Source organism: Afipia sp. P52-10, assembly GCF_000516555.1.
GTDB lineage: Bacteria > Pseudomonadota > Alphaproteobacteria > Rhizobiales > Xanthobacteraceae > P52-10.
Genome location: NZ_AZSJ01000007.1, coordinates 345,638 through 372,124, shown reverse-complemented (window position 1 = coordinate 372,124; position 26,487 = coordinate 345,638). Strand labels below are relative to the sequence as shown.

Annotated in this window: 17 protein-coding genes; 10 read left to right on the top strand and 7 right to left on the bottom strand. The window is 64.0% G+C overall.

Annotation, left to right across the window (positions count from 1 at the left end; translation table 11 throughout):
• Positions 1 to 55: 55 nt before the first annotated feature.
• Positions 56 to 1,309, top strand: coding sequence for a tyrosine--tRNA ligase (gene tyrS / locus X566_RS18935; RefSeq protein WP_034470514.1), 1,254 nt, complete (start codon positions 56 to 58; stop codon positions 1,307 to 1,309).
• A gap of 56 nt (positions 1,310 to 1,365) precedes the next feature.
• Here the strand turns inward: tyrS and X566_RS18930 are convergent, their stop codons facing one another.
• Complete coding sequence (locus X566_RS18930; protein ID WP_051444482.1) at positions 1,366 to 4,977, bottom strand: DUF3971 domain-containing protein; 3,612 nt, start codon at positions 4,975 to 4,977, stop codon at positions 1,366 to 1,368.
• 535 nt (positions 4,978 to 5,512) lie between these two features.
• On the opposite strand from X566_RS18930, the gene X566_RS18925 reads away from it, so the two are divergent.
• The 3 genes from X566_RS18925 to X566_RS18915 all read left to right on the top strand — a co-directional run bounded on the left by X566_RS18925 (position 5,513) and on the right by X566_RS18915 (position 8,490).
• On the top strand, positions 5,513 to 5,971 hold the full coding sequence (locus X566_RS18925; protein WP_034472424.1) for a peroxiredoxin: 459 nt from the start codon (positions 5,513 to 5,515) through the stop codon (positions 5,969 to 5,971).
• 109 nt (positions 5,972 to 6,080) lie between these two features.
• Positions 6,081 to 7,469, top strand: a complete 1,389-nt coding sequence (locus X566_RS18920; RefSeq protein ID WP_051444346.1) for a M23 family metallopeptidase — start codon at positions 6,081 to 6,083, stop codon at positions 7,467 to 7,469.
• Between the two features lie 199 nt (positions 7,470 to 7,668).
• Positions 7,669 to 8,490 (top strand): SDR family NAD(P)-dependent oxidoreductase, encoded by an 822-nt coding sequence (locus tag X566_RS18915; protein WP_034470510.1) that lies wholly within the window; start codon positions 7,669 to 7,671, stop codon positions 8,488 to 8,490.
• A 138-nt stretch (positions 8,491 to 8,628) separates the two neighbouring features.
• Here the strand turns inward: X566_RS18915 and X566_RS18910 are convergent, their stop codons facing one another.
• From X566_RS18910 to X566_RS18890, 5 genes are all read right to left on the bottom strand, one after another.
• A complete protein-coding gene (locus X566_RS18910; protein WP_034470508.1) occupies positions 8,629 to 9,543 on the bottom strand; it encodes a DMT family transporter in 915 nt (304 codons plus the stop codon).
• A 78-nt stretch (positions 9,544 to 9,621) separates the two neighbouring features.
• Positions 9,622 to 10,753, bottom strand: a protein-coding gene (prfB, locus tag X566_RS18905; protein WP_152539983.1) for a peptide chain release factor 2 whose coding sequence is annotated in 2 segments (ribosomal slippage) — positions 9,622 to 10,683 and positions 10,685 to 10,753 — 1,131 coding nt in all. Because the reading frame shifts where the segments join, the coding sequence is not laid out codon by codon here.
• Positions 10,754 to 10,909: 156 nt separating this feature from the next.
• Positions 10,910 to 11,839 carry a LysR family transcriptional regulator gene (locus tag X566_RS18900; protein WP_034470504.1) on the bottom strand — a complete coding sequence of 310 codons (930 nt, stop codon included), beginning with the start codon at positions 11,837 to 11,839 and terminating at the stop codon, positions 10,910 to 10,912.
• A gap of 370 nt (positions 11,840 to 12,209) precedes the next feature.
• The gene (locus X566_RS18895; protein ID WP_034470501.1) at positions 12,210 to 14,696 is read right to left on the bottom strand and encodes a penicillin-binding protein 1A; all 2,487 of its coding nucleotides are present in this window, start codon (positions 14,694 to 14,696) and stop codon (positions 12,210 to 12,212) included.
• Between the two features lie 181 nt (positions 14,697 to 14,877).
• Entirely contained in the window at positions 14,878 to 16,245 is a 1,368-nt protein-coding gene (locus X566_RS18890; RefSeq protein ID WP_034470497.1) for an N-acetylmuramoyl-L-alanine amidase, read from the bottom strand.
• Positions 16,246 to 16,914: 669 nt separating this feature from the next.
• Between X566_RS18890 and X566_RS18885 the strand changes: the two genes are divergently transcribed.
• Positions 16,915 to 19,836, top strand: coding sequence for a ribonuclease E/G (locus X566_RS18885; protein ID WP_034470494.1), 2,922 nt, complete (start codon positions 16,915 to 16,917; stop codon positions 19,834 to 19,836).
• A gap of 106 nt (positions 19,837 to 19,942) precedes the next feature.
• Here X566_RS18885 and X566_RS18880 read toward each other — a convergent pair whose 3' ends face one another.
• Complete coding sequence (locus tag X566_RS18880; RefSeq protein ID WP_034470492.1) at positions 19,943 to 21,133, bottom strand: pyridoxal phosphate-dependent aminotransferase; 1,191 nt, start codon at positions 21,131 to 21,133, stop codon at positions 19,943 to 19,945.
• 268 nt (positions 21,134 to 21,401) lie between these two features.
• Between X566_RS18880 and X566_RS18875 the strand changes: the two genes are divergently transcribed.
• From X566_RS18875 to accC, 5 genes are all read left to right on the top strand, one after another.
• Positions 21,402 to 22,832: a M48 family metalloprotease gene (locus tag X566_RS18875; protein ID WP_034470491.1), complete on the top strand. Its 1,431-nt coding sequence runs from the start codon at positions 21,402 to 21,404 to the stop codon at positions 22,830 to 22,832.
• Between the two features lie 47 nt (positions 22,833 to 22,879).
• Complete coding sequence (locus tag X566_RS18870; protein WP_034470489.1) at positions 22,880 to 23,650, top strand: DsbA family protein; 771 nt, start codon at positions 22,880 to 22,882, stop codon at positions 23,648 to 23,650.
• Positions 23,651 to 23,913: 263 nt separating this feature from the next.
• A complete protein-coding gene (gene aroQ, locus X566_RS18865; protein WP_034470487.1) occupies positions 23,914 to 24,372 on the top strand; it encodes a type II 3-dehydroquinate dehydratase in 459 nt (152 codons plus the stop codon).
• Between the two features lie 82 nt (positions 24,373 to 24,454).
• The gene (accB, locus tag X566_RS18860; protein WP_034470485.1) at positions 24,455 to 24,943 is read left to right on the top strand and encodes an acetyl-CoA carboxylase biotin carboxyl carrier protein; all 489 of its coding nucleotides are present in this window, start codon (positions 24,455 to 24,457) and stop codon (positions 24,941 to 24,943) included.
• A 20-nt stretch (positions 24,944 to 24,963) separates the two neighbouring features.
• Positions 24,964 to 26,316 (top strand): acetyl-CoA carboxylase biotin carboxylase subunit, encoded by a 1,353-nt coding sequence (gene accC / locus X566_RS18855; protein WP_034470483.1) that lies wholly within the window; start codon positions 24,964 to 24,966, stop codon positions 26,314 to 26,316.
• The last annotated feature ends 171 nt before the right edge of the window (positions 26,317 to 26,487 follow it).

Genomic DNA, 26,487 nt, shown 5'->3' with positions numbered 1-26,487 from the left:
AGACCTGTTACACCACCGCCGCGCCGCACCCTCGCGGCGGCATCCGGAACCGACGATGGCATCAGTAAAGTCCGATTTTCTTAATGTCGTGCAAAGCCGTGGCTTCGTGCACCAAGTCTCCGACCTCGAAGGCCTGGACGCTCTGGCCGCCAAGGGTGAGATCGTCGCCTATGTCGGCTACGACTGCACGGCCGCATCGCTGCATGTCGGGCACCTCTTGTCGATCATGATGCTGCATTGGCTCCAGCACACCGGCAACAAGCCGATCACGCTGATGGGCGGCGGCACCACCCGCGTCGGCGACCCGTCCGGCCGCGACGAAAGCCGCAAGCTGCTCAGCATCGAGCAGATCGACGCCAACAAGGAATCGATCAAGACCACCTTTGCCAAGTTCCTGCGGTTCGGCGAAGGCAAGGCCGATGCGGTGATGGCCGACAACGCGGAGTGGCTGACCAAGCTCAACTACATCGAGATGTTGCGCGAGGTGGGCCGCCACTTCTCCATCAACCGCATGCTGTCGATGGATTCGGTGAAGTTGCGGCTCGATCGCGAGCAGGAGCTGTCGTTCATCGAATTCAACTACATGATCCTGCAGTCCTACGACTACGTCGAGCTGGCGCGGCGCTACGGCTGCAACCTGCAAATGGGCGGCTCCGACCAGTGGGGCAACATCGTCAACGGCATCGATCTCGGCCGGCGCATGGGCACGCACCAGCTCTACGCGCTGACCTGCCCGCTGCTGGCCACCGCCTCCGGCGCGAAGATGGGCAAGACCGCAGCCGGCGCCGTCTGGCTCAACGCCGACATGCTCTCGCCCTACGACTATTGGCAGTTCTGGCGCAATGCCGAAGACGCCGACGTCGAGCGCTTCCTGAAGCTGTTCACGCTGCTGCCGCTCGACGAGATCAAGCGGCTCGCCTCTCTCGGCGGCGCCGAGATCAACGAAGCCAAGAAAATCCTCGCCACCGAGGCGACCGCGCTGATGCATGGCCGCGAGGCTGCGCTCGCCGCGTCAGAGACGGCGCGCCGCACCTTCGAGGAAGGCGCGATTGCTGGCGACCTGCCGACCGTCGACATTCCGCGCGCCGAACTCGATCAGGGCATCGGCGTGCTGACGGCGTTCGTGAAAGCTGGCCTTGTGGCCTCGAACGGCGAAGCGCGGCGGCAGATCAAGTCGGGCGGCCTGCGCGTCAACGACGCTCCTGTCACCGACGAGAAGATGACGCTCGGTGCATCGCTTTTGACAGCGGAAGGCGTCATCAAGCTGTCGATGGGCCGCAAGCGCCATGTGCTGCTGAAACCTGTCTGACAACCCAGGCGGTCATGAAGCGCGCGCCGCCATCATAACCGTCTTTTCGTGACGCCTCAGTTGTTCTGCCACTGGCCGACGCTGTCGAGCGGTGTGCGCGGCTGCCGGCCGGTGCCGAACTCGAAGATCTTACGCAGCACGCCCGGCGCCACGGCAGAAATCGGGTTGATGCGGAAATCCGGTTTATCCGGCGTTCCCACCACCTGATAGGTAATGCCGATCAGACCCTCGTTGCTGCCGCCGCCGAGAAACAGGCCGACGATCGGAATTTGGCCGAAGATGTTGTTGAGGCCATAGGCCGGCAGGAACGTTCCGCTCATCTCCACCTTGTTACCGGAATAGTCGATGTCGCCCTCGATGGTCGCGCCCATGGTCGGTCCGGCGACGATGCCTTCCCGGATCGACAGCTTGCCGGTCTGGCGGGTGAACTCCGCCCGCATGCGCGAGAAGGCCAGGCTTCCACCGCCCTGCGTCGTTCCGGTCTGGTTCGCCGCAACCTGCTGCAGCGCCGCCTCGCCGCGCACGGAAAAATCGCTGACGTTGAGCAGTCCCTCCTGTGCGCCCTGATCGGCCGCGGGCGGATCCATCGCGATCCACATCCGGCCGCCATGCATCTTCGCGTAGGTGTTGGTGAAGCGGAACAGCGCGCCCGCATCCGCCGTCTCCAGATACATCACGACGCGCCCGGCGGCGCGGCCACGGATGTCGCCCAGCACCTGGGTATCGCGGCCGATCTTGCTCGTCAGCGTGAAGTTGCGGACAACCCCGCCCTTGCGCGACAGCTTGAGATCGACACCGCGCATCGCTTCACCGTTGTATCCGGCGATCACCCCGAGCTTGAGATCGAGATCGAAGTCACTGGTCTTCTGCTTGCTCTTGTCCTGTCCGCTGCCGCCAACCGAGGACTTGATCAGACCGCGCCCGTCGAACACGTCGCCGCGGACGGTCACCTTCAGCGTTCCATCCGGTGCGCGATCGGCTTTGAGCGATGCTCTGTCGCCTTCCGATGGCTGATAGGTCGGGAACGACCCGGAGATCAGATCGCCCTTGTCGTCGACCTCGAGCGCGCCCTTGATCAGGACGCCGCCGCCTTCGATCACCACATCCTCGAACCGCGTCGATTGCTCCTTGCGCACCACATTGAACGTAGCCTTGCTGGAGCGGCCCGGCATCTTGATCCAACCGGGCAGCAGGTTGTCGATCTTCAGGCCGCTTAAATCCGCTTCGATGCCGAAACGGCTGTCGCGGTCGCCGGACCCGATCTTGCCGTTCACCTTAAGCGGGATATTCCCGGTAGTCCCGGCGCCGAGATCAATGCCGAGCCGCGCCCGGCTCGCATCGTCGAGCGTCGCCACCAGGCGAACGTCGCCATCGCCGTCGCCGGTCGGCTTGCGATAGTCGAGCGCCGCCGACTGGCCGTTGATCCTGACCTCGCCCTTAACCTGGTAACCCTGGTTGTTGGCGATCACTTTCAAGCTGTTGCTCTCGAGCTTCTGGTTCATCACCAGCTTCTCGGCCGAGACGTTGGTGAGGTCGGCGTTGACCGTGTACGATGTGTCCTTCTTGGTGAGCTCCTGCTTCAGCGGCATCGCCAGCGTCACCTGCGCGGCGACAGTGCCCTTGCTAGTATTCGGGTCGATCGGAATGCCGGAAAATTCATTCCAGCGATCGGACGCCAGGATTTCGGCCACTGCAGGAACCGGTGCATCGACCCGGAAGCGCGTACGTGTCTGCATCGGTTTCGGCGCCAAATCCGGAATCTCGAACACAAAATCCGAGAGCGCGATCTTGCGCCCGGCATCGGTGTCCATCGACGCCTGGGCAATGCTCACATTAGCGGTCCGGCCCGTAATGCGCACGCGCATGCCCGCATCGTGAACCGGTGGCAAACCATCGACCGGCCGCAGCTTGACGTTGTTGGCGACGAAGTTGATCGACAGCCCTTCCTCCGGAATCGGCGGACCACCGCGCGCCAGCGTATGCGTCGGCGCGTTGATCGCGATCTCGGCCCGTTGCAGCATGCCAGCATCCACTCGCGTCAGCACCCATTCGCGCACTTCCGGATTGATGACGACTGGCCAGATCCGCTTCAGCTCGGATGCCGACATCGGCGTGCCCGCGAGCCCCGCCGTCAAGCGTGGTTCGGCGGTGGAGTAATCGAACACGCCGCTACCCGCGATGCCAACGGTGCCATTGCTGACGTCACCCTGGGTCAGCATGATACGCTGCCCCTCGATGTCGAAACGCATGCGCACGGCGATGCGGTTGAAGATCAGCGGCGCTTCGTTCTCTTCGCCGGGCAGCACGATGGTTCCGCCGCTCAAGCCGAGCTGCCAGTTCGGCACCGTGTCGCTCGGCGGCTCCAGGTGCGCCAGCAGCGTGATCCGGTTCTGCCCCGCGACCACCTGGAACGGTGCGACCAGCACCCGCCGCGACGAATCCCAATCGATGCTGATGTCGGCGCGATCGATGTTCATCGGATATTCCGGCGCCTTGCGATCGACGATGCTGCCCGCATCGACGCCGATTTTGCCCGTGAAGTAGGTCGGCAGACCGTCGCGTCCGATCTCGCCGCGCAGGCGTCCCGTCAGCGGCAGGTCAGCGGTGTAGGAGGCATCCTTGAGCCGGAGCGCGAACAGCAGGTCCTTCAGCAGCAGGCTCTCCGCGCTGATGTCGATGCTGCGAACGCCGTTGACCTGCGGGCCGATGGCAGCGCGGAACGACCACGGCCTCGCGGTGCCCTCCTCGCCGGCGCTGACGGCGATCCCGCCGCCGCTGGGACGGCGCAGGCTAAGGCTGATGTTCTCGAAATTCCAATGATTGCCGCCCTGCCGGTCGTCGATGACGATGTTGCCGTTCTTGATGCCGATCTCGTTGAGGTCGTATCCATCGAGCCCGGTCGTGCTGAGCCCGTCGAGACGGGCGAGCGCGGCAAGCAGCGCCTCCATGCCCATGTTGGAGGCGGCGGCTTTGTCCGGAGCGACCTGCCCCGGGGCTGTCTGCGGATCGGTTGCGGCGCCGGAGGGCAGCGAGAAATCGGACGGCTTGGCGGTGATAATCGGCCGCGTGTTGCTGCCGGTGGATACGCTGACGCGGCCGTCTTGCTCGATCAGAACCGACAGTTCGGCATCGACTAGGCTGAGGCTCTCCGCGCGCAGCCGCCCCATCAGCAACGCCGTACCCGAGACGCGCACCTCGGCCTTGGGCGCAGTTGCGACCACGGCATTGTCGCGATCCCTGACCACGATATCGAGCACGCGCACTGCGATCCGCGCCCGCCCCGCCCGCTCGATCTGCGTGCCGCCGATCTGCACCGAATGTTCGGCGCCCAGATTGTCCTTGATGGCTGCGGCCAGCCATGGCGTCGCCATGTCGAACCCGATCGGCCCTTCACCGAGCCGCCACCACAGCAGGCCGAAGGCACTGCCGCCCAACGCAAAGACCATAAGCAGGATGACCAGCAGCCGTGTGATCCAGCGCTGATTGCCTATGGCTCGCGCTGTTCCGCGAAACGTATCGCCGAGCCGATACAGAAAGGCCCCTGACATCAGGTTTCGCGAGCCGTTCAGCAATCGCTTGGCGCGATCGGCGGCTTCATCCTGTTCGTCCTGCCAGCAACCACCGCGCGCGACGTCGGTCCTGGCGTGCGCTTGGGGATGTCTCGGCATTTGCGCCTGCTGCTGCCTCATAGAACCGCGGACGCCATCATGCGCCGTGCGCCCATTCAGCGGCAGAGCCGCCGATTTTCGGTCATCGTTTCCCGTCATTCGGCTACGGGCGCTCCGCACCAAGCGAATCCAGAATCACCATACGCGACAGACCGAAGATTTCCACACCATCGGCGGTCTCCAATCGTTTGCGAACGGCAGCACAGCGTCCCGAAACCAGTGCTGACATACCGCGCATGACGCGAGTTTGGCGAACTTTGGCCCCGGCAAACATTAGAATTCCTGTGGTCTCGGTCTCGGCTTGGACTCTCCCTCGTCCAATACGCAGCACTCAAAGAGAACGCCCGAGGAGCCATTTTCAGGGTATCATCCCTTTGACCGGCGGAAAGCGACGAAAGGAAGGCGTGTGATCGGAAAATCATCAAAGAAATCAGCGTCGAAGTCGGAATCCGCGCGATCGCCGAAGCCGGCGCGTAAGCCGCCTGCAAAACCGACCGGCGCGAAGGCCGCGACGAAAGCCGGCCAAGCCGCAGACTTGAAGGAAGGCGACAAGGCTCCCGATTTCACGCTGCAGCGGGATGGAGAAACAACGGTCAGCCTGTCGGACTTCAAGGGCCGCCAGCTGGTGATCTTCTTCTATCCCCGTGCCGATACGCCGGGCTGCACCACCGAGGCCATCGACTTTACCCGTCTCGCAGACGCCTTCGCTGCAGCTGGAACCGGCCTGGTAGGAATTTCCGGCGATACCGTCCGTCAGCAGACCAAATTCCGCGACAAGCATACGCTGACGGTACCACTCGGTGCTGACGTCGAACTTGGCACCGTCAAAGCCTACGGTGCCTGGGGCGAAAAATCCATGTATGGCAGAACGTTCCTTGGAATTGTTCGGACGACGGTTCTGATTGGCAAGGATGGAAGGATCAGACGAATCTGGCGCAATGTCCGCGTTCCAGGTCACGCCGAAGAGGTTCTGGAAGCTGCGCGGCATCTCTAGCTGCGGGACAGATGACCGTCACATTTTCTGAAAATTAACCATAAGTGGCTCAAATCGGCGCAGTTCAGTGCCGGTTGGGATCCTCTGTGCAGGCCGGCGTGGAGTTTTCATGTCGCATCGGCCTATTGCCTCGTCGCCCCATCCCCGCCCGCCGCAGGTCGCTCAAGGCCGCGCACCGGTGCAGCGAGCCGCTCACCCGGCTCCGTCTCGGCAAAAGGCAGTCGCCCATGCGAGCGACTACACACTCGTCCATGCCGGTAAGAAAGTACGGGTCGGTCCGGTGGTGTTCTGGATCGTGGTCGGCTCGATCGTGATCATGGGAGCCTGGTCCGCGGCGACGGCCACCTACTTCGCTTTCCGGGACGATGTGCTGACGCGGCTGGTCGCCCGACAAGCGGAGATGCAATACGCATACGAAGACCGGATCGCCGAGTTGCGGGCGCAGATCGACCGCACCACCAGTCGTCAGCTGCTCGATCAGGAACAGTTCGAGCAGAAACTCAGCCAGATTCAGCAGCGGCAGATCGCGCTGGAACAGCGCACCACCGCCCTCACCTCGATCACAGCCGACGGCACGGCGCCAGCTGCAACGCCTGCGCCGGCACGCCAGTCCGGGCGCAGCGCCGCGCTCGCGGATCCGATCGTCACCGGCTCGCTCAAGCCGCAGCCGGTCGGTGACACGGTCGTCTTCGTCGCCCCACCGGATCGCGAAGCTCGACTCGAATCGCGCACCGTCGCGGCGGCAAGCCTGAAGGCAAACGAGTTGTCGAAGACGACCGGCGTCGGCAACGTGCTGACGCGGTTGCAGATGTCGCTCGACGGTGTCGAGGGCCGACAGATGGCCGCTCTCAACGCCATCGAGGAAGGTTACGAATCCCGCATGCGGCGCATGCGTGGGGTCTTCAGCGATCTCGGCCTCAACTATGCGCGGATGGAATCCGCAGCACCGCAAGCCGCCGGCGTCGGCGGCCCGTTCGTTCCGGTGAAGGCGCCAGGGCGCGACGCTGGACCGTTCGAGCGCCAATTGCACCGCATCAGCCTGACGCGGGCGCAGATCGGCCGTCTTAACCGCACGCTCGCCGCCGTGCCGTATCGCAAGCCGGTGGTCGGCCAGGTCGAGTTCACCTCGGGCTTCGGCGTACGCAGTGATCCGTTCCTCGGCCGGCCCGCCATGCACACCGGGCTCGACTTCCGTGCCGCCACCGGCGACCCCGTGCGCGCGACCGCGTACGGCAAGGTTGTCAGCGCCGGTTGGGCCGGCGGCTATGGTCGCATGGTCGAAATAGACCACGGCAACAGCCTCTCGACCCGTTACGGCCATCTCTCCGAGATTCACGTCAAAGTCGGACAGACCATCAACATCGGTCAGGTGATCGGCGCAGTCGGTTCGACCGGACGGTCGACCGGTCCACACCTGCATTACGAGACCCGGATCGATGGCGATGCCGTCGATCCGCAGAAGTTTCTCCGGGCCGGTGTAAGGCTCGGCGCGAGCTGAATTTTGACAGCTCCCACTGTTCGCCGCATGACGTTCGCCGGCCTCGCGCCGGCTAACATCTGTTGTGCAGGGATTGCGCGGCAATGCAACTTCGGCAGACCCCTTGTCCGGCAAAGCGTGCTTTTGCCAATTGCCTCTTTCTCCACGCGACCTAAAGTGCCGGCCGTCGAACAAGAACAAGGTTCTGGAGGAACGGACGATGGCGGAGGCAAAGGTCAATCCCAACGGGCAACTCAAGGGTAAGGTCGCCCTCGTCACCGGCGCCAGCCGTGGCATCGGTGAAGCGATCTCCGTGCGGCTGGCCATGGAAGGCGCTAAAGTCGTCTGTACGGCACGAACGGCGGATGCCGGCGAGAGCAAGCTGCCCGGCACCTTGCGCGACACCATCGCCCGCATCCAGAAGGCCGGCGGTCAGGCCATGTTCATCAAGTGCGACCTGTCGCAGGCGGAAGATCGCGAGCGTCTGATCAAGGACGCCACGGCGGCCTATGGGCCGATCGACATCCTGGTCAACAACGGCGCGGTCACATTCTATTCGCCAATCGAAACCTTCGCGGAAAAGCGCTTCAAGCTGATGATGGAGGTGCAGGTCTGGGCCGCGGTCCATCTGGCGCAGATGGTGCTGCCCGGCATGCGCGAGCGCAAGTCTGGCGCCATCGTCACCATTGCGTCGGGCGCGGCGATCCATCCGGTGAAGCCGTATGAGAACATCCGCGCTGGCGGCACCGTCTACGGCATGTGCAAGGCAGCGCTGGAGCGGTTCTCCACCGGACTCGCATCGGAGGTCTACAACGACAACGTCTCCGTCAGCGTGATCTCGCCGGGCCTGGTGGCGACGCCGGGCGTCGCCGTGCACGGCCTGATCAACGAGAAGACCAAGGATCGTGTCGCGCCCATCGAGAACATCGCCGAGGCGGTCTATCAGCTCGTCACGCGCGATCCGAAGACGATCACCGGCCGCGTCGATCATGCGACCCCGTTCCTGAAGGAACTCGGTGTCGCCGCCTCGCCGCTGGTTTAAAGCATGATCCGAAAAAGTAGGAACCGGCATTCCGAACAAGATCGTGCTCGGAGAAGAGTAGCTGCAGGCGCGTGCGCGGCCCCGCGCCTCCTGGTTTGACGCCAACATTGCATGCCATATTCATGGCGCGTCGGCGGATCAGCGGATACGAATGTGAGAAATCCGCTCCACGAGCCGCCCATCGATGATCGCGAGCGCCGTGGCAATGATCGCTGCGCCCGCGATCTGATGCGGCGTGACGCCCTCGCCGAGCACGCTGCGTCCGAGCAGGATCGCAGTTATCGGCACCAGCAGCGTCACCAGCATGACGTTGGACGGCCCGGAACGTTCGATGATTTGAAAGAACAGGATGTAGCCGATCGCCGTCGACAGCGATCCAAGGCCCAGCAACGCAAGCCAGGTGGCAGGGCTCGGCATCGGCAGCGTCCACGGCTGCTCGACGATGCACGCGAACGCCAGCATCACGATCGATGACGCCAACAGTTGTCCGTTCGCCGCGACCAGCGGCGGCACGCCGGTCATGCGCCGCTTCGCCCAAAGGCCCGACAGGCCGTAGCTGAGCGCCGCTCCAAGGCACAGCAACACGCCGGGCGCGGCATCACCGCCGAGCAATGCCGGCGCCTGCAGCACGGCAACGCCTGCGGCTCCGCACACCACGCCCGCCAGGCGCCGCCTGCTCAGCGGTTCGTCGCCGGACATCGCCAGCACCAGCACGGTGAACAACGGCGTCGTCGCGTTCAGCACCGACGCCAATCCGGACGAGATGGTCGTCTGGCCGTAGACGATCAGCGACATCGGCAGCACATTGTTGAGCAGCCCCATCATCGCGAACGGTGCCCAGCCGCGCAGGCATCGCGGCAGCGACAGGCCGGACCACAGCAGCACCGGAACGAGCATCAGCGCGCCGAGCACCACGCGGGCACAGACGATCACCAGCGGCGGCAGTTCGCGTAACGCCAGCCCTGCGAAGAAAAACGAGCCGCCCCACAGGATGGACAGAACAATGAGCCGCCACCAGGTGGCGGCATCGATCGTTTGGTCTTTGGCGCGCAAGGATGCTTCTCCGAATGAAGAAGCCGCTTGGGATGCCGGGATTCGCGATGACCGGCCACCCGATTCCCGAACGCGACGTTAATCGACGTCCTCGACCTGACCCGGACCGCCACCGAACGCCTTCTGCGCCAGCGTCGCCGCCATGAACTCGTCAAGGTCGCCGTCGAGCACGCCTTGCGTGTCGGAGGTTTGCACACCGGTCCGCAGATCCTTCACCATCTGATAGGGCTGCAGTACGTAGGAGCGGATCTGATGTCCCCAGCCGATATCAGTCTTGGCGGCCTGATCGGCAGCGGCCTGCTCTTCGCGCTTCTTCAACTCGAGCTCATAGAGCCGCGAGCGCAACATGTCCCATGCCTGCGCGCGGTTCTTGTGCTGCGAGCGGCCCGCCTGACAGACGACGGCAATGCCGGTCGGGATATGCGTCAGGCGCACCGCCGATTCCGTCTTGTTGACGTGCTGACCGCCGGCGCCGCCCGACCGCATCGTGTCGGTACGCACGTCGGATTCCTTGATGTCGATCTGGATGCGATCGTCCACCACGGGAAACACCGCGACGCTTGAGAACGAGGTGTGTCGCCGGGCATTGGAATCGAACGGCGAGATGCGCACGAGCCGATGAACGCCGCTCTCCGTCTTCAGCCAACCGTAAGCGTTGTGGCCCTTGATCTGCAGCGTCGCCGATTTGATGCCGGCCTCTTCGCCCTCGGTCTCTTCGAGAAGCTCGATCTTGTAACCGTGCTGTTCGGCCCAGCGCGTGTACATGCGCAGCAGCATCGAGGCCCAGTCCTGGCTTTCGGTGCCGCCGGCGCCCGCATGTACTTCGAGGTAGCTGTCGTTGGCGTCGGCCTCGCCAGAGAGCAGCGCTTCCAGCTCCCGCCGCGCCACTTCCTTCTTCAGCGCGCGCAGCGCCTGCTCGGCCTCGGTCACGACGCCGTCATCGTTCTCGGCCTCGCCGAGCTCGATCATGCCGATCTGATCCTCGAGCTCGCGCTCGACCTTGCCGATGCCGCTCAACGCATCCTCGAGCGAGGTGCGCTCCTGCATCAGCTTCTGTGCCTTTTGGGGATCGTTCCAGAGATCGGGGTCTTCGGCGAGCTTGTTCAGCTCCGCCAGTCTTGCCGTCGATGCATCGACGTCAAAGATGCCTCCTCAGCAGCCCGACCGACTGCTTGATCTCTTCGACAAGTCTTTCAATTTCCGCGCGCATGCCCTGAAGTTCCACATACCTCCCGAACATGCGCAACCAGTCGCGCCGCCGGAATGACGAGTCGGCAGGATTTAACGACCCCGCCCCGCCAACGCAATGGAGAATCGCGGGTTTACCGAGCACCTGCGATCCGCTCGCAGACGTCGATATCGCCGTTCAGGAACCAACCTGCGCGCGGCGCAGCTTCGATTGCCGCTGGCGACGGCCGGCCGCGAGGATTTGATTGCGCATCCAGATGCTGGCGGGATCGAGATCGGCCTTCTTGTGCCAATACAATGTCGAGTCCAGTGTGATCGGTTCGAACGGCAATTCCTTGATGATGACGTCATAGCGCCTCGCCAGCGACAGTGGTGCCGATACGCTCATGTCGGTTTCCATGACGACGTGGAAGGCGGGCTGAAAATGCGGCACCCGCAGCACGGTGTTGCTCTGCTTACCGAGCCGACCGAGGGCGATATCCACAAGACCCCTGCCGCGTCGGCGGCCCGACACCAGGATGTGGTCGAGCGCGAGATAGCGCTCAAGCGTCAGCATCTTCGATGCCAGCGGATGTCCTTTGCGCAGCACGCACACATAACGGTCAGTATAGATCGGCGTGCCGTTGAGGTCTCCCCTGTGCGGCAAGAGCGTATCGACGACGAAGTCGACCTGGCCGGACGCCAGCTCGACCGGCGCATGTGCACGGTCGAGTTGATGACAGTGCACGCGAATGCCGGGAGCGGATACGCGCAGCGCCTTGATCAGATCCGGCATCAGCACCAGCGCCGATGCGTCGCGCTGACAGATGTGGAAAGTGCGCTGGGAGGTCTGCGGATCAAACCGGCCGAACTGGTCGACGCTCGCCCGCAACTGACGTAGCGCCTGCTGCACTGGGCCGATTGCATTTTGCGCCGCAGGCGTCGGCGACATCGTCCGCCCGGTGCGAACGAATAGCGGATCGTCGAACGTCGCCCGCAGCCGCGCCAGCGCATTGCTGACCGCTGGCTGGGTGATGTTCAACACCTCGCTAGCGCGCGTCAGGTTGCGCTCGGAATAAATCGTGTCGAACACCACGAACAAATTTAGATCGACGTTGTTGAGGGTCATCGCTCGGGCAGGCTCCATCATTACCCGCAATGATAGCATGGAATTGCAAAACTCAATTTTGATGATGAAAGAAGCCGCTCGGTCCAGACAGGACGAGCCTGCGCAACGCCGCCACACCGGACGCCAATGCCGATATCAGTCGCCACGGCCGAGCATGATCGCTCGAAATCGCTTCGCTGGCCCATGCTCAAAGACGCGGATGCCCGGCACAGAGCCGGGCATAACGCCCCGACAAGGGCTCATTCCCTTGGCTCCGGCTGGAGCCAAGTCTGAGAAGCGATACGCACGCCTTAAAGGCGAAGCCGATAAAGGACGAAGCCGATGAGCAAGACGGCCTCAATCGGCGGTCGCGCTCAGGAGCAATCGCAGGTCAGTAGAGACCGCCGGTGCCCGGCCGCAGGATCGAACGTTCGCTGTCGGGCGACATGCTCATGCCGCGGCCATCGGCATCGGCAACCCCGATGATCGAGTAGTTGTCCGGCGGAGCCGTGCCAGGCTTGAAGGCCTCGAGAATGGTGCGGCCGCCTTCGCCCGGCCCGGCGCGCATGCCGGAGCGCGCATCGACACGGATCAGCTTGATGCCGGCGGGCACGCGGAACGGCACCGCGGGCTTGTCCGCCAGCGCGATCTTGAGGAAATCGCGCACCGCCGGCGCTGCCATGCCGCCGCCGCTCACGCGGCCCATGTGGCGCGGCTTGTCGTAGCCGAAATAGACGCCGACCGCGATGTCCGGCGAGAAGCCGATGAACCACACATCCTTCTCGTCGTTGGTGGTGCCGGTCTTGCCGGCGATCGGCTTACCCACCTCGCGGACCACAGTCGCAGTGCCGCGCTGGACCACGCCTTCCATCATCGAGGTGATCTGATAGGCCGTCATCGGGTCCATCACCTGCTCGCGCCGGTCAACCAGCGTCGGCTCCGGCTGGTTTTTCCAGCCGTCGGGCGCGTCGCAGCCACGGCATTCGCGCTGGTCGTGCTTGAAGATGGTATGACCGTAGCGATCCTGGATGCGATCGATCAGCGTCGCCTTGATGCGGCGGCCGCCGTTGGCGAACATCGAATAGGCGGTAACCATCCGCATCACCGTGGTCTCGCCCGCGCCGAGCGCATAGGAGAGATAGTTCGGCAAATCGTCATAGACCCCGAAGCGCTTGGCGTATTCGGCGATCAGCGGCATGCCGATGTCCTCGGCGAGACGCACGGTCATGGTGTTGCGTGACAGCTCCAGACCGGTGCGCAGCGTCGATGGCCCGTAATATTTGCCGGTGGAATAGTTCTTCGGCCGCCAGATCTGGCCGTTACCCTGCGCGATTTCGATCGGTGCATCGATCACCACCGTCGACGGCGTATAGCCGTTGTCGAGCGCGGCCGAATAGACCAGCGGCTTGAACGACGAGCCCGGCTGACGCCATGCCTGGGTTGCCCGGTTGAACTGGCTCTGGTCGAACGAGAAGCCGCCCGCCATGGCGAGGACGCGTCCGGTCCACGGATCCATCACCACCATGCCGCCCGACACCTCGGGCACCTGGCGAAGTCTGAACTGCCCTTCGACCGTCTTGCCGTCCTTCTGCACCAGCGGTTCGACATAGATCACGTCGCCCGGCGACAGGACCTGCGACACGCTGCTCGGCGTCTTGAAGCGGGTTGGGCCAGAAGCGGCCTTCGCCCATCGCACTCCCTCGAGCGTGACGATGCCGGTCTGCCGTTCCTTGGAGACCGCGCCGCCGAGTTCACGTGGCGGCTGGAAACCGATCCGCGCGGAGTCGGCCGTGCTTTCCAGCACCACCGCCATGCGCCACGGCGCGATGTCGGACAGCGACTTGATCTCCGCGAGTTTCACTCCCCAATCGCCGGTCAGTTCGAGCTTCTGGATCGCGCCGCGATATCCTTGCGCCTCGTCGTAGTGGACGAGGCTGTTGGACAGCGTCTTGCGCGCAACCACCTGCAGCTTGGGATCGAGCGTGGTGCGGACCGACAGGCCGCCTTCGTACAGCTTCTTCTCGCCGTAACGGTCAAAGATCTCGCGCCGCACCTCCTCGGCAAAGTATTCGCCGGCGAAGACGTGCGCCGCATTCTGCTTGCCGGTGACGATCAGCGGCTCCTTACGCGCCTTGTCGGCGTCGGCCTGCTTGATCCAGCCGTTTTCAACCAGCCGGTCGATCACGTAGTTGCGGCGCTCGATCGCGCGCTCGCGGTTGCGGACCGGATGTAGCGACGAGGGCGCCTTCGGCAACGCCGCGAGGTAGGCGGCTTCGGCGATGGTCAGCTCGTTCACCGACTTATCGAAATAGACCAGCGAGGCCGCGCCGATCCCGTAAGCCCCGAGACCCAGGAAGATTTCATTCAGATACAGCTCGAGGATACGGTCCTTGGAATAGGTCCGCTCAATCCGCATCGCCAGCAGCGCTTCCTTGATCTTACGGGTGAACGACACCTCGTTGGTCAGAAGGAAGTTCTTCGCCACCTGCTGGGTGATCGTCGAGGCCCCCTGCGGCCGCCGGTTCGAACCGATGTTCTGCAGATAGAGCACGCCGGCCCGCGCCATGCCGTAGAAGTCGAGGCCGCCGTGTTCATAGAAATTCTTATCCTCGGCCGCGAGGAAGGCGTTGATCACCGACTTCGGGATCGCCTGGATCGGCAGGTAGAGGCGTCGCTCCTTGGCATATTCGGCGAGCAGCGAACCGTCTGACGCGTGCACCCGCGTCATGACCGGCGGTTCGTAGTCCTGGAGCTGAGAGTAATCGGGCAAATCCTTGGAGAAATGCCAGACGAGACCTGCGACGGCGCCGACGCCGACCAGGAACAGAATGGTCCCGGCTGCGAACAGGAAACCCATGAATCGCAAAAGCAACCGCATGTTTTTGAACGTCCACCCTCGCCTGCCGCTTCACGTAAGACGGCGGCAGCCCCGCACCGCGAAGCACTTACCGCGAAGCACTTTATGCCTGGCGACGAGTCCGTGTCACCAGCGATTCACCTTAATCCTTATACGGCCGCTACTGTGACTAAACTAGGGCTTCCAATAGCTTGTCAGCACGTCACGGCTGCTCACTCGCCTCCTTCGGCGGCTCGGCGGATACCACCCGCTTACCGAAGAACAGTTCCACCGCCTGCGCCACCGAACCGACCGTCCGCGAACGCCAGCTCTCCGACACGAGGAGCTGGAGATCGGCCTTGTTGGATACGTAGCCGAGTTCAAGCAGCACCGAAGGGACGTCCGGCGCCTTCAGCACCACGAATCCAGCCGACTTCAAAGGGTTCTTATGAAGGCGTGCGATGCCCTTCATCTCACGTACGAGAGAGCGCGCAAAACGATTTGAAAATGCTTTTGTTTCCCGTCGCGTCAGGTCAATCAAAATGTCCGCGACCTCAACCGGCTCCTCGGTCAGGTTGATGCCGGCGATCAGGTCCGCCTTGTTTTCCGCTTCCGCGAGCTTGGCGGCCTCCGCGTCGGAGGCGGTGTCGGAGAGCGTGTAGACGGTCGCCCCCTGGGCGTCGCCTTCGCCGCGCGGCAGCGCGTCGGCATGGATGGAGACGAACAGAGCGGCCTTATGGTTGCGCGCGATCTTCACCCGCTGCGCCAACGGAACGAACGTATCGTCATCGCGCGTCATGACCACGCGGTACTTGCCACCCTTCTCGATCCGGTCGCGCAGGGCCTTGGCGAAATCGAGGACGATGGTCTTCTCGTTCTCGCCGCTCTGCGCCTGGGTGCCGTGGTCGATACCGCCATGGCCGGGATCGATCACCACCACCGGCCGGGTGTCCTCGGTTTCGGCCTTGCCGTCGGGCTCTGGACCCACATTCGCTTCCGCCTTGGTCGGAACCGTCGCAGTGGCCACCGTGGCCGGCTCCGCCGCTAGGCTCTTGCGGTTCTCGGCGCTAACCGCCTGCATGAAGGTCGCCCGGTCGGTCGCGCTAAGTTCCACGATCAGCTTCGGCGCCTGCCCGTTCTCAGCCGCAAGGACGTACGCCTTGTCGATCTTCGCCGGTCGCTTCAGGTCCATGACGATCCGCGAGCCGCCCGGCATCACCAAACCGTAGCGGAACGCCTTGACCAAGCCGCGGCTCGCTTCTCCGACCCCGGCAGGCAACTGAAATGTCACCTGCGGAATATCGATCACGATCCGATTCGGGTTCGCGAGCGGAAACGCACGCAGATCGATCTTGCGGTCGAGTTCCAGGATGAAGCGGGTCTTTTTATCGTCCCCGGCGACACGAACCTCGGTGGCCACGGGATGGGCGGATGCTGCGACCGCCGGAGACGCTGGCGAGGACGATGCAACTGACGGGCGAGGCTCGGCTTTCTCCCCCGACTGGGCGACCGCCGGAAGGGCTGCGGCGGACAGCAAGGCCCATCCCGCCACGGCGGCGCAGACGAGCCTATGGTTCACATGGAACGTCAAAGAATCCCAGCCTCCGCACGCCTACATACCGTGATATCGCAATAGGACTGCAGGGTTAATCGCAGCTTAACCGCCTCGCGATGATTGCTGCGGGCTGTTGCAGGCGCGTGACGCTTCCCTTGCCAGCGTCACGCAATCGACGTATGTATTTGGTGTTGATGGTTAAAACCTACGGTTGTGTCGGGTATAGCCTCCCGGTGCGGTATTGGGACGCGATCGATCATAAATGTGTTCGAACGTCCTCAAGGCAGCCGCTTCGTTCTTCTGATCATGACCCAGCGCAGCGCGCGGTCGGGTCGGAGAATGGGTTCAAGCCGGAGCAGACGCCAGTCCGATGTCGGACCGGTTCAGCGGCAGGCACGCCAAACCGTCAACGCAAGCTTATGCGGCGTCACTGCTGCATCTCGTCGTTTTGCGGCGCACGCGCCGCCAGGACTCTTCAATCGGGCCGACGCTCAATGCGCCTTTCTTTAACGCCCACCGACCGTTCGATCCCGCAGCCGGGATGCGCCTTTGTGCGCGACCCGGAGCGCGACGGACGGCGGAGCTGGCGCACCGCAGCAGGGTTCGGCCTTCCCATCACCCCCGAATCAGGTGGACCGTTGCGTCACCCCTCCGCGCGACCATCGCGCGGCGCTCTGCGCAAGCTCCGCCGTCAAGAGTGCTCCAATGCCCAACAAAATGCTTATCGATGCGACCCATCCGGAAGAGACCCGGGTCGTGGTCGTCCGCGGCAACCGCGTCGAAGAGTTTGATTTCGAGTCGGCCCAACGCAAGCAGCTCCGCGGCAACATCTATCTCGCCAAGGTCACGCGCGTCGAACCGTCGCTGCAGGCGGCGTTCGTCGAATACGGCGGAAACCGCCACGGTTTCCTCGCCTTTTCGGAAATCCATCCCGACTATTACCAGATCCCGGTCGCCGACCGGCAGGCCCTGATCGAAGACGAAGAGCGTGCCCAGCGCGAGGCCGAGGAGGAAGCGGAGAACCGCCCGCATCGCCGCCGGCGTCACCGCAACGCCCGCCGCCGCGGCGGCGATCGTGTGCGCAGCAACGTCATCGAGCATGCCGACAACTCCGCCGCAGCCCGGGTCGCGCGCGCTGAAGCCAACCGCTATCGCTATCAGCCGCCGATCGATCCGGACGCAGGCGAAACCGACATCACGACGGCTCAACCTGGCTATCACGATGCGATTGCGCCGGATGAGATCGCAGCTCCCAGCGACGGTCCGCTCTCGGCCCATGAGATCAGCATCGATGCCGTTTCCGATCCGGCGACCGCATCCGGTCAGGTACTGCCCTCTCCCGATGCGGTTCATGACGGTTCAGTCTCCTCGGGTGATCTTGCCGACCTCCTCCACGATGCACCGGCGACCGCTGAACTCATGCCCGCCGACGCACCGCACGGCGAGGACGACGATGAGGACGAGGACGACGAGACGGCCGAAGAGGAACAGGTCGAATCCGTCGGCGGCGACGATGCGCTCGAGGAGGTGCCGGAGCGGCAGTTCCGGCCGCGCCGCCAGTACAAGATCCAGGAGGTCATCAAGCGCCGTCAGGTGATGCTGATCCAAGTGGTCAAGGAAGAGCGCGGCAACAAGGGCGCAGCGCTGACCACGTACCTGTCGCTCGCCGGCCGCTACGCCGTGTTGATGCCGAACACGGCGCGTGGCGGCGGCATCAGCCGCAAGATCACCTCGGCGCAGGATCGCAATCGGCTGAAGGAAGTTGTGCAGGACCTCGATGTGCCCGAGGGCATGGGCGTGATCCTGCGAACCGCCGGAGCCGCCCGCACTCAGCCCGAGATCAAGCGCGATTTTGAGTATCTGCTGCGGATGTGGGAACAGGTCCGCGACCTGACATTGCGGTCGAGCGCACCGAGCCTCGTCTATGAGGAGGGATCGCTGATCAAGCGCTCGATCCGTGACCTGTTCAACAAGGAGATCGACGAGGTCATCGTCGCCGGTGATAACGGCTATCAGGAAGCGCGCGACTTCATGAAGATGCTGATGCCGAATGCGACGCGGGCGGTGAAGCCCTATCGCGACGGCCAGCCGCTGTTCTCGCGCATGGGCGTCGAGCATCAGCTCGATGCAATGTTCTCCCCCACCGTGCAGCTTCGCTCCGGCGGCTATATCGTCATCAACCAGACCGAAGCGCTGGTTTCGATCGACGTGAACTCCGGCCGGTCGACCCGCGAGCACCACATCGAAGACACCGCGCTGAAGACCAATCTGGAAGCCGCGGAAGAGATCGCCCGCCAGCTTCGCCTGCGCGACCTCGCCGGCCTGATCGTCATCGACTTCATCGACATGGACGAGAAGCGGAACAACCGCGCGGTCGAACGCAAGCTCAGCGACTGCCTGAAGCATGATCGCGCCCGCATCCAGGTCGGCCGCATCTCGCATTTCGGCCTGCTTGAGATGTCGCGCCAGCGCATCCGCGCCAGCGTGCTCGAAAGCTCGACCGAGCCCTGCCCGCATTGCGGCGGCACTGGCCACGTGCGCTCGGTATCCTCGGTGGCGCTGCAACTGCTGCGCAGCGTTGAAGAGGTCCTGATGAAGGGCGCCACCCACAACCTGGTGGTCCGCACCCGCAGCGAAGTGGCGCTCTATGTGCTGAACCATAAGCGCGGTCACCTGCGCGATCTCGAGACCGCCTTCAAGGTCGCAATCTCTGTGATCGCCGATGCGAGCCAGCAGTCGTTCGCCATCGAGCACGGCGAGCAGGTCCACACGCTCGAGGCCGCCAAGGCCCTGTTGGCTGCACAGGCGCACACTGCCAAACAGCAGCCAGTCGCCGAGGCAGAAGACGACGACGATTTCGCCGAGAGTGACACCGACGCCGAGGCCAGCGACGAGTTCACGGACGAGTTCGCGGCAGCCGAAGCCAGCGAAGACACCGGGGATGGCGATGGCCGCCGTCGCCGGCGCCGCCGCCGGCGCCGGGGTGGCCGCGATCGCGAACAGAACCAGACCGAGACCGACGAGACCGTACCCGCTGAGGCTGTGGCTGCGCTAGCGGCCGACGATGGCGAAGGCAGCGACGAGACCGCCGGCGACTCCGACGAGGCCGGCGAACGCGATGACGAGCGCCGCGCCGAAGATGGCAGCGGCCGCAGACGGCGCCGTGGTCGACGCGGCGGACGGCGGCGGCGTGGCGGTGAGCATGGCGAGCATGAGGAAGGCTCGGTCGCAGCCATCGCCGACGAATTGACGGAAACTGCGGAGCCGGAGGTGAGCGAGGCGGTTGCCGATCTCGATCGCCCTGAACCGGAGCAGACCGCAGCGTCGGCATCGGCCGATCCACAGCCTGCCGCACCGGCGGAAATAGCTCCCGTCGCTGAGGCGCCCGCTACCGCGGACGCGAAGCCTGAAGCCGCTGCGGAGACTACCGAGCCGACGCGCCGCCGTTCGACCGTGCGAGAAAAAGTGGTGTTCGCAAGCAGCGATGACACTCCGTCCGCTCTTGCTCCCACAGTCAGCGAACCGACACCGAGCGAGCCGGCTGCTGGCGCCCCTGCAACTGAAACCGCGGCCCCCGAAGCGCCGCGCCGCGCAGGCTGGTGGTCGCGCCGTTTTGGCGGCAGCTAAGCAGCTGAGACGAGTTCCATCCCGGAATACGAAAGGCCCGGTTCAAGAACCGGGCCTCTTTTGTTGATCGGCCTTCTGCGTCACCGACATCGCTTGCCGTACGCGCCTATCGTTTCAGCCAACGCTTGATGCGGACCACCGCCTCGCGCATGTCATCCGCGGAGCGGGCGTAGGAGAAACGCACGAACGAGCGGCCATGAACCGGATCGAAGTCGACGCCAGAGGTCGCCGCCACATGCGCCTCCTCCAGCATCCGCTTCGTGAAGTCGAGACTATCGTTGGTGAACTTTGACACGTCGGCGTAGAGATAGAATGCTCCATCGGCGGGAAGGAACGTGTCGAGGCCCGCATCCGGCAATCCCTCGATCAGGATGCGCCGGTTCTCCTGATAGCCGTGCTTGATGCGCTCCATCTCGGCGCCACCGTCGAAGGCGGCTTCGGCTGCGACCTGCGACAGCGTCGGCACCGAGATCGACAGGTTCTGTTGCAGCCGCTCGATCGGACGCACCAGCGGCTCCGGTGCAACGATCCAGCCGACGCGCCAGCCGGTCATGCAGAAGTATTTCGAGAACGAGTTGATGACGAGCGCATTCGCCGACAACGCCGCTGCGGTCACCGCAGGAAATGCGTAATCGAGGCCATGATAGATCTCGTCGGAGATGAAACGGATGCCCTCGCCTTCGGCGGCGCCAATCAGCGTGCTGAGGGCCTCGCGCGTCATCATCGTGCCGGTCGGGTTGGCTGGGCTCGCCACCAGCGCGCCCTGCAGCGGCTTTTTCCGATGTTCGGCAAGCAGCGCGTCCGCCGACAGCGCGTGGCGCGCTTCGTGCGACGTCTCGATCGGGACCGGCTCGCAGCCGAGTGCGTTCAGAATATGCCGGTACGGCGGATAGCCCGGTATGGTGACGGCAACCCGGTCGCCAGGTTCGAACATCGCCAGAAATGCAAGCACGAAGCCGCCCGATGACCCGGTGGTGACGATGATCCGCTCCGGATCGACCTCGCATTCGTAAGTGTCGCGATAGTGACGGGAAATCCGCGCCCGCAGCGACGGAATACCTAGCGCGGAGGTGTAATCAATCCGCGCCGAATCGAGCGCTGCGTGTGCGGCGGCGATCGCAGTCTGCGGCGCCGGTTCCGCCGGCTGGCCGACTTCGAGATGAATCACATGGCCACCAGCGGCCTCGATCCGGGCGGCGGCCGCCATCACGTCCATCACCATGAATGGCGGAACTTCGCTGCGCCGCGCGGGCGTGATCAGGTTTCGGACGCGATCGCGGATCGTATTGTCGAGCATTACCATAGGCCTGCGGGTTGCGACGGGGACGAGGGCTTACTCGTCTCTTAGAACATCGCTGCGACACCTTGAAGCCCACGGCGCGCTACGGGGCCGCACGCCGCCATGTTGCCTCATTCCGCCGCTTGGGTGCGACGAGATTCACACGCGTCAAGACATTGGCTGCATTGCCAAATTCTGCAAAGTATCGGATGTCCCTGCCGCGGGACCGACGGGTCCGGTCGGTCTCGAAAACGGCAGGTGCTGGAGCTTTGCAACGAACGCTGTCATGACTGATTCTGCCCTTGAAAAATCGCCCCTGACACGTCCCCTAAGCCGCCTTGGCCGCGCCACCCGGCAGGCGATCGCGCTGGCCACTGCGGCTGCACTGGTGGTCGCGCCGCTGCCCGCTCGCGCCCAATCCAGCGGCCCGCCGATCATCCGCGACGCCGAGATCGAACAGCTGCTGCGCGATTACACCCAGCCGCTGCTGCGTGTCGCCGGCCTCGCCAAGCAGAACGTCCAGGTCGTCATCATTAACGATTCCACCTTCAACGCCTTCGTCATCGACGGCCGCCGCATCTTCGTGAACTCCGGCGCGCTGATGGAGTCGCAGACTCCGAACCAGATCATCGGCGTGCTGGCGCACGAGGCTGGCCACATCGCCGGCGGTCATCTCGCCAAGCTGCGCGAACAGCTCGCCCGCGCACAGACGCAGATGATCCTCGCCACCATCCTCGGCCTCGGCGCCATCGCGGCAGGCGCCGCCAGCAACCGCAATTCCAACAACGGCCTTGCCAATGCCGGCGCCGCTGCCCTCAGCGCACCGGGCGAGGTGATCCGCCGCAACCTGCTGTCCTATCAGCGCCAGCAGGAGGAAAGCGCCGACCGCGCTGCCGTCCGCTTCCTGAATGATACTGGTCAGTCGCCCAAGGGGATGTACGAGACTTTCAAACGCTTCTCCGAACAACTGCTGTTCGTCTCGCGTGGCGCCGACCCTTATGCCCAGTCGCATCCGATGCCTGCCGAGCGTGTCGCAGCGCTGGCCGACTTCGCTCGTTCGAGCCCCTACTGGGACAAGAAGGACGATCCGGCACTGCAGCTGCGGCATGATTTGATGCGGGCGAAGATTTCCGGCTTCATGGAGCGGCCCGACACGGTGCTGCGCCGCTATCCGATGTCGAACGACAGCCTGCCTGCGCGCTACGCGCGTGCGATCGCCGGCTACAAACATGGTGACCTGCGCCAAGCAGTCGCGCAGATCGATGCGTTGCTGCAGGTGCAGCCGAACAATCCCTACTTCCACGAGCTGCGCGGTCAGGCCCTGCTCGAAGGCGCCCGGCCGAATGAGGCGATCGCGCCGTTGCGCCGCGCCCTGCAACTGTCCGGCAACTCACCGCTGATCGCGATGATGCTCGGCCAGGCATTGGTCGCTTCTAACAACGCCGCCTACGCCGACGAGGCGATCGCCATCCTGCGCAGCGCGCTGGCGCGGGAGCCTGAGGCGCCGCTGGGCTACACCCAGCTCGCCATGGCCTACGGCCGCAAGGGCAATTACGCCGAGGCCGATCTTGCCTCGGCGCAGGCCGCCTACCTGCGCGGCGACATGAAGACCGCCCGCGACCTCGCCTCGCGCGCGAAAACGCGCTTCGCCGTCGGCTCGCCGGGTTGGGTGAAGGCCGACGACATTGTGAACACCAAAGTTACCGAAAAACGGTAGCTTGCCGGAAAATGCCCCTCTTTCTTCGTAGCCGCAAAGGACTGCCGATGCTCTCGCTCCGTTTCCTCAGCCCTGCCATCGCAGCCGTCGCGCTTCTTGCGAGCGTGGCCACGAATGCCTCCGCGCAAAGCTTCAGCGAACCGCAACGTAACGAGATCCAGAAGATCGTCCGCGACTATCTTCTCTCCAATCCGGAAGTGCTGGAGGAGGTTTCCGCCGAGCTGTCGAAGCGTCAGGCCCAGGCGGAGGCTGCCAAGCAGGTTGCCGCGGTCAAACAGCACGCCGACATCATCTTCAATTCGCCGCGCGGCGTCGTGGTCGGCAATCCCAAAGGCGACGTCAATTTCGTCGAGTTCTTCGATTACAACTGCGGCTACTGCAAGCGGGCGATGACGGACATGTTCGAGCTGATGAAGGCCGATCCGAAGCTGCGCGTCGTGCTGAAGGAGTTCCCAGTGCTGGGCCAGGGATCGGTGGAGGCCGCCCAGGTCGCCATCGCCGTGCGGATGCAGGACCCGAGCGGCAAGAAGTATCTCGACTTCCACCAGAAGCTGCTCGGCGGACGCGGTCAGGCCGACGGCGCCCGAGCTCTCGCCGCCGCCAAGGAAGCCGGCCTCGACATGGCGCGGCTCGAGAAAGACATGAAGAGTTCGGAGGTGCGCGACACGCTCACCGAGAATCTGAAGATCGCCGAGGAGATGGGGCTCAACGGCACACCGAGCTACGTCATTGGCGACCAGGTGGTGGTCGGCGCCATCGGTCTGTCCGGTCTCAAGGAGAAGATCGCGACCGCACGCTGCGGCAAACCGTCCTGCTGACGGCAATTCCTGGTTCCGGCCGGACCTCCCGGCCTGGAACCAAGGGCGGGATCGGCGCTAAAATACCACCAAAGGGCAGGCCGATCTGAGCTTTTCATAAAGCAATTGAAGGATTTGCAGGGATTAACACTCCCGGCGGGCTTCCCCTGACCCGCCCGGTTACCTATAAACGGCCGCTGACCGCCGCAGACCTGCGGCTGCGAACAACCCTGGCCGATTTCCGGATGGCTACACCCTCGCCCAAGACACCATCGTCCACGACCATGGCATCCAACACAATCTACGTGCTGAACGGGCCGAACCTGAACCTGCTCGGCACCCGGGAACCCGAGACCTATGGGTCCGATACCCTGGCCGATGTCGAGGCGCTCTGCCAGCGGACTGCCGCCGGCTACGGCATGGAGGTCGTCTGCCACCAATCCAACCGCGAGGGCGAGTTGATTGACGTCATCCACGAGGCCGGCGCCAACAAGGCGGCAGGTATCGTCATCAATGGCGGCGGCTACTCGCATACCTCGGTCGCCATTCACGATGCGCTGAAGGCGGTGCAGGTCCCGGCTGTGGAAGTCCACATCAGCAATGTTTACGCGCGCGAGAGCTTCCGCCATCACTCCTTCATCGCCAAGGCCACGTTCGCCTCGCTGACCGGCTTTGGCATCGAAGGATACCGGCTGGCGATCATGGGACTCGCCGCAAAGATCGGCGCGAAAGCCAAGAGCTGAGAGCCAAGATCTATAGAGCCAACACCTGAGAGCTGGGGCCCGAACCTGAGACGCCTCACAGAGAACAATCTGGATTGAACGCATGGCCGCAAAGGCAAAAGATACATCCGAGAAATCGCTGGCAGCGAAGCCTGTCGATGAACGCGAGTTGATCCGCGATCTGGCCGCGCTGCTCGACAGCACCAATCTCACCGAGATAGAAGTGGAACGTGAAGGCCTTCGGGTCCGCGTCGCGCGTACTGCGCAGGTCGTACAGGCCCCGGTCTACGCCACGCCGGCGGCAAGCGCGGTCGCCCCGGCGGCAGCGCCCGCGGCAGCCGCCGACCTCGCCAAGCATCCCGGCATCGTCCCCTCGCCGATGGTCGGCACCGCCTATATCGCCTCCGAACCGGGCGCGCGGCCGTTCGTCGACGTCGGCTCCAAAGTGAACGCCGGTGATACGCTTCTGATCATCGAAGCGATGAAGACCATGAACCAGATTCCGGCGCCGCGCGCCGGCACGGTCACGCAAATCCTGATCGAAGACGGGCAGCCGGTCGAGTTCGGCGAGCCGCTGATGATCATCGAATAAGAAGGCACAATAGGCCCGCGATGTTCGACAAAATCCTGATAGCCAATCGCGGAGAAATCGCTCTGCGCGTGCTGCGCGCTTGCAAGGAGCTCGGCATCGCCACCGTCGCCGTGCATNCCACCGCCGATGCCGATGCGATGCATGTCAGGCTCGCCGACGAAAGCGTCTGCATCGGGCCGCCGCCGTCGAAGGACAGCTATCTGAACATTCCGGCGCTGCTGGCGGCCTGCGAGATCACCGGCGCCGACGCCGTGCATCCGGGTTACGGCTTCCTGTCGGAGAACGCGCGCTTCGCCGATATCCTCGCCGACCACAACCTGCATTTCATCGGCCCAAAGGCAGAGCACATCCGCATCATGGGCGACAAGATCGAGGCCAAGAAGACCGCCAAGCGCCTCGGTATTCCGGTCGTGCCGGGCTCCGACGGCGGCGTCGGCGCCGACGACGACGCGATGGCGATCGCCAAGGAGATCGGCTTTCCGGTGCTGGTGAAGGCTGCGGCCGGCGGCGGCGGTCGCGGCATGAAGGTCGCACGCACCGCCGACGATCTTGCGCTCGCGCTCTCGACCGCACGAACCGAAGCCAAGGCCGCGTTCGGCGACGATGCGGTCTATCTCGAAAAATACCTGGAGAAGCCGCGCCACATCGAAATCCAGGTTCTCGGCGATGGCCGTGGCGGCGCGATCCATCTCGGCGAGCGCGATTGCTCACTGCAGCGGCGTCACCAGAAGGTCTGGGAGGAAGGCCCCTCGCCCGCGCTCGATCCCAAGGCACGCGCTAAGATCGGCGAGACCGTCGCCAAGGCGATGCAGGAATTACAGTATCTCGGCGTCGGCACCATCGAATTCCTCTACGAGGACGGCGAGTTCTATTTCATCGAGATGAACACCCGCATTCAGGTCGAGCATCCGGTGACCGAGATGATCACGGGCATTGACCTCGTGCTCGAACAGATCCGCGTCGCCGCTGGCGGCGAACTGCCGGCCCGGCAATCGGAAATCGTTCTCAACGGTCATGCGATCGAATGCCGCGTCAATGCCGAGAATCCGGTAACGTTCCGCCCTTCGCCAGGCAAGATCCTTCACTACCATCCGCCCGGCGGCATGGGGGTGCGGATCGATTCGGCAGTCTATCAGGGCTATGTGATCCCGCCCTATTACGACTCGCTGGTCGGCAAGCTGATCGTGCACGGCAAGACCCGCGCCGAATGCCTGATGCGGCTTCGCCGCGCGCTCGACGAAATGGTCGTGGATGGCGTCGAGACGACGCTGCCGCTGTTCAGAGCGCTGGTGCGCGAGGCTGGGATCATCGACGGCGACTATCACATCCACTGGCTGGAGCAGTACCTGGCCGCCGGCGACGTGAAGTCCTGACCGGCTTCCAAACTGCGGTTGGCGACAGTCCCTTGTTTTGAACGATTCTTCGCTGGCGGCGGGGAACCGTCAGCATGCGTGAGCGTTATTCCGCGTCGCGGTTGCGCGCCCATTCCCGGAGTGCCGAATCCGCGATCCAATGATTTCTGAAGGCAATCTTCGCATAGGATA

What these genes read in the sequence shown, in the direction of transcription:
- tyrS (WP_034470514.1), top strand. Translation starts at nt 56, where the DNA reads ATGGCATCAGTAAAGTCCGATTTTCTTAATGTCGTGCAAAGCCGTGGC.
- X566_RS18930 (WP_051444482.1), bottom strand. Translation starts at nt 4,977, where the DNA reads ATGCCGAGACATCCCCAAGCGCACGCCAGGACCGACGTCGCGCGCGGT.
- X566_RS18920 (WP_051444346.1), top strand. Translation starts at nt 6,081, where the DNA reads ATGTCGCATCGGCCTATTGCCTCGTCGCCCCATCCCCGCCCGCCGCAG.
- X566_RS18915 (WP_034470510.1), top strand. Translation starts at nt 7,669, where the DNA reads ATGGCGGAGGCAAAGGTCAATCCCAACGGGCAACTCAAGGGTAAGGTC.
- X566_RS18900 (WP_034470504.1), bottom strand. Translation starts at nt 11,839, where the DNA reads ATGACCCTCAACAACGTCGATCTAAATTTGTTCGTGGTGTTCGACACG.
- X566_RS18895 (WP_034470501.1), bottom strand. Translation starts at nt 14,696, where the DNA reads ATGCGGTTGCTTTTGCGATTCATGGGTTTCCTGTTCGCAGCCGGGACC.
- X566_RS18885 (WP_034470494.1), top strand. Translation starts at nt 16,915, where the DNA reads ATGCCCAACAAAATGCTTATCGATGCGACCCATCCGGAAGAGACCCGG.
- X566_RS18880 (WP_034470492.1), bottom strand. Translation starts at nt 21,133, where the DNA reads ATGCTCGACAATACGATCCGCGATCGCGTCCGAAACCTGATCACGCCC.
- X566_RS18875 (WP_034470491.1), top strand. Translation starts at nt 21,402, where the DNA reads ATGACTGATTCTGCCCTTGAAAAATCGCCCCTGACACGTCCCCTAAGC.
- X566_RS18870 (WP_034470489.1), top strand. Translation starts at nt 22,880, where the DNA reads ATGCTCTCGCTCCGTTTCCTCAGCCCTGCCATCGCAGCCGTCGCGCTT.
- aroQ (WP_034470487.1), top strand. Translation starts at nt 23,914, where the DNA reads ATGGCATCCAACACAATCTACGTGCTGAACGGGCCGAACCTGAACCTG.
- accB (WP_034470485.1), top strand. Translation starts at nt 24,455, where the DNA reads ATGGCCGCAAAGGCAAAAGATACATCCGAGAAATCGCTGGCAGCGAAG.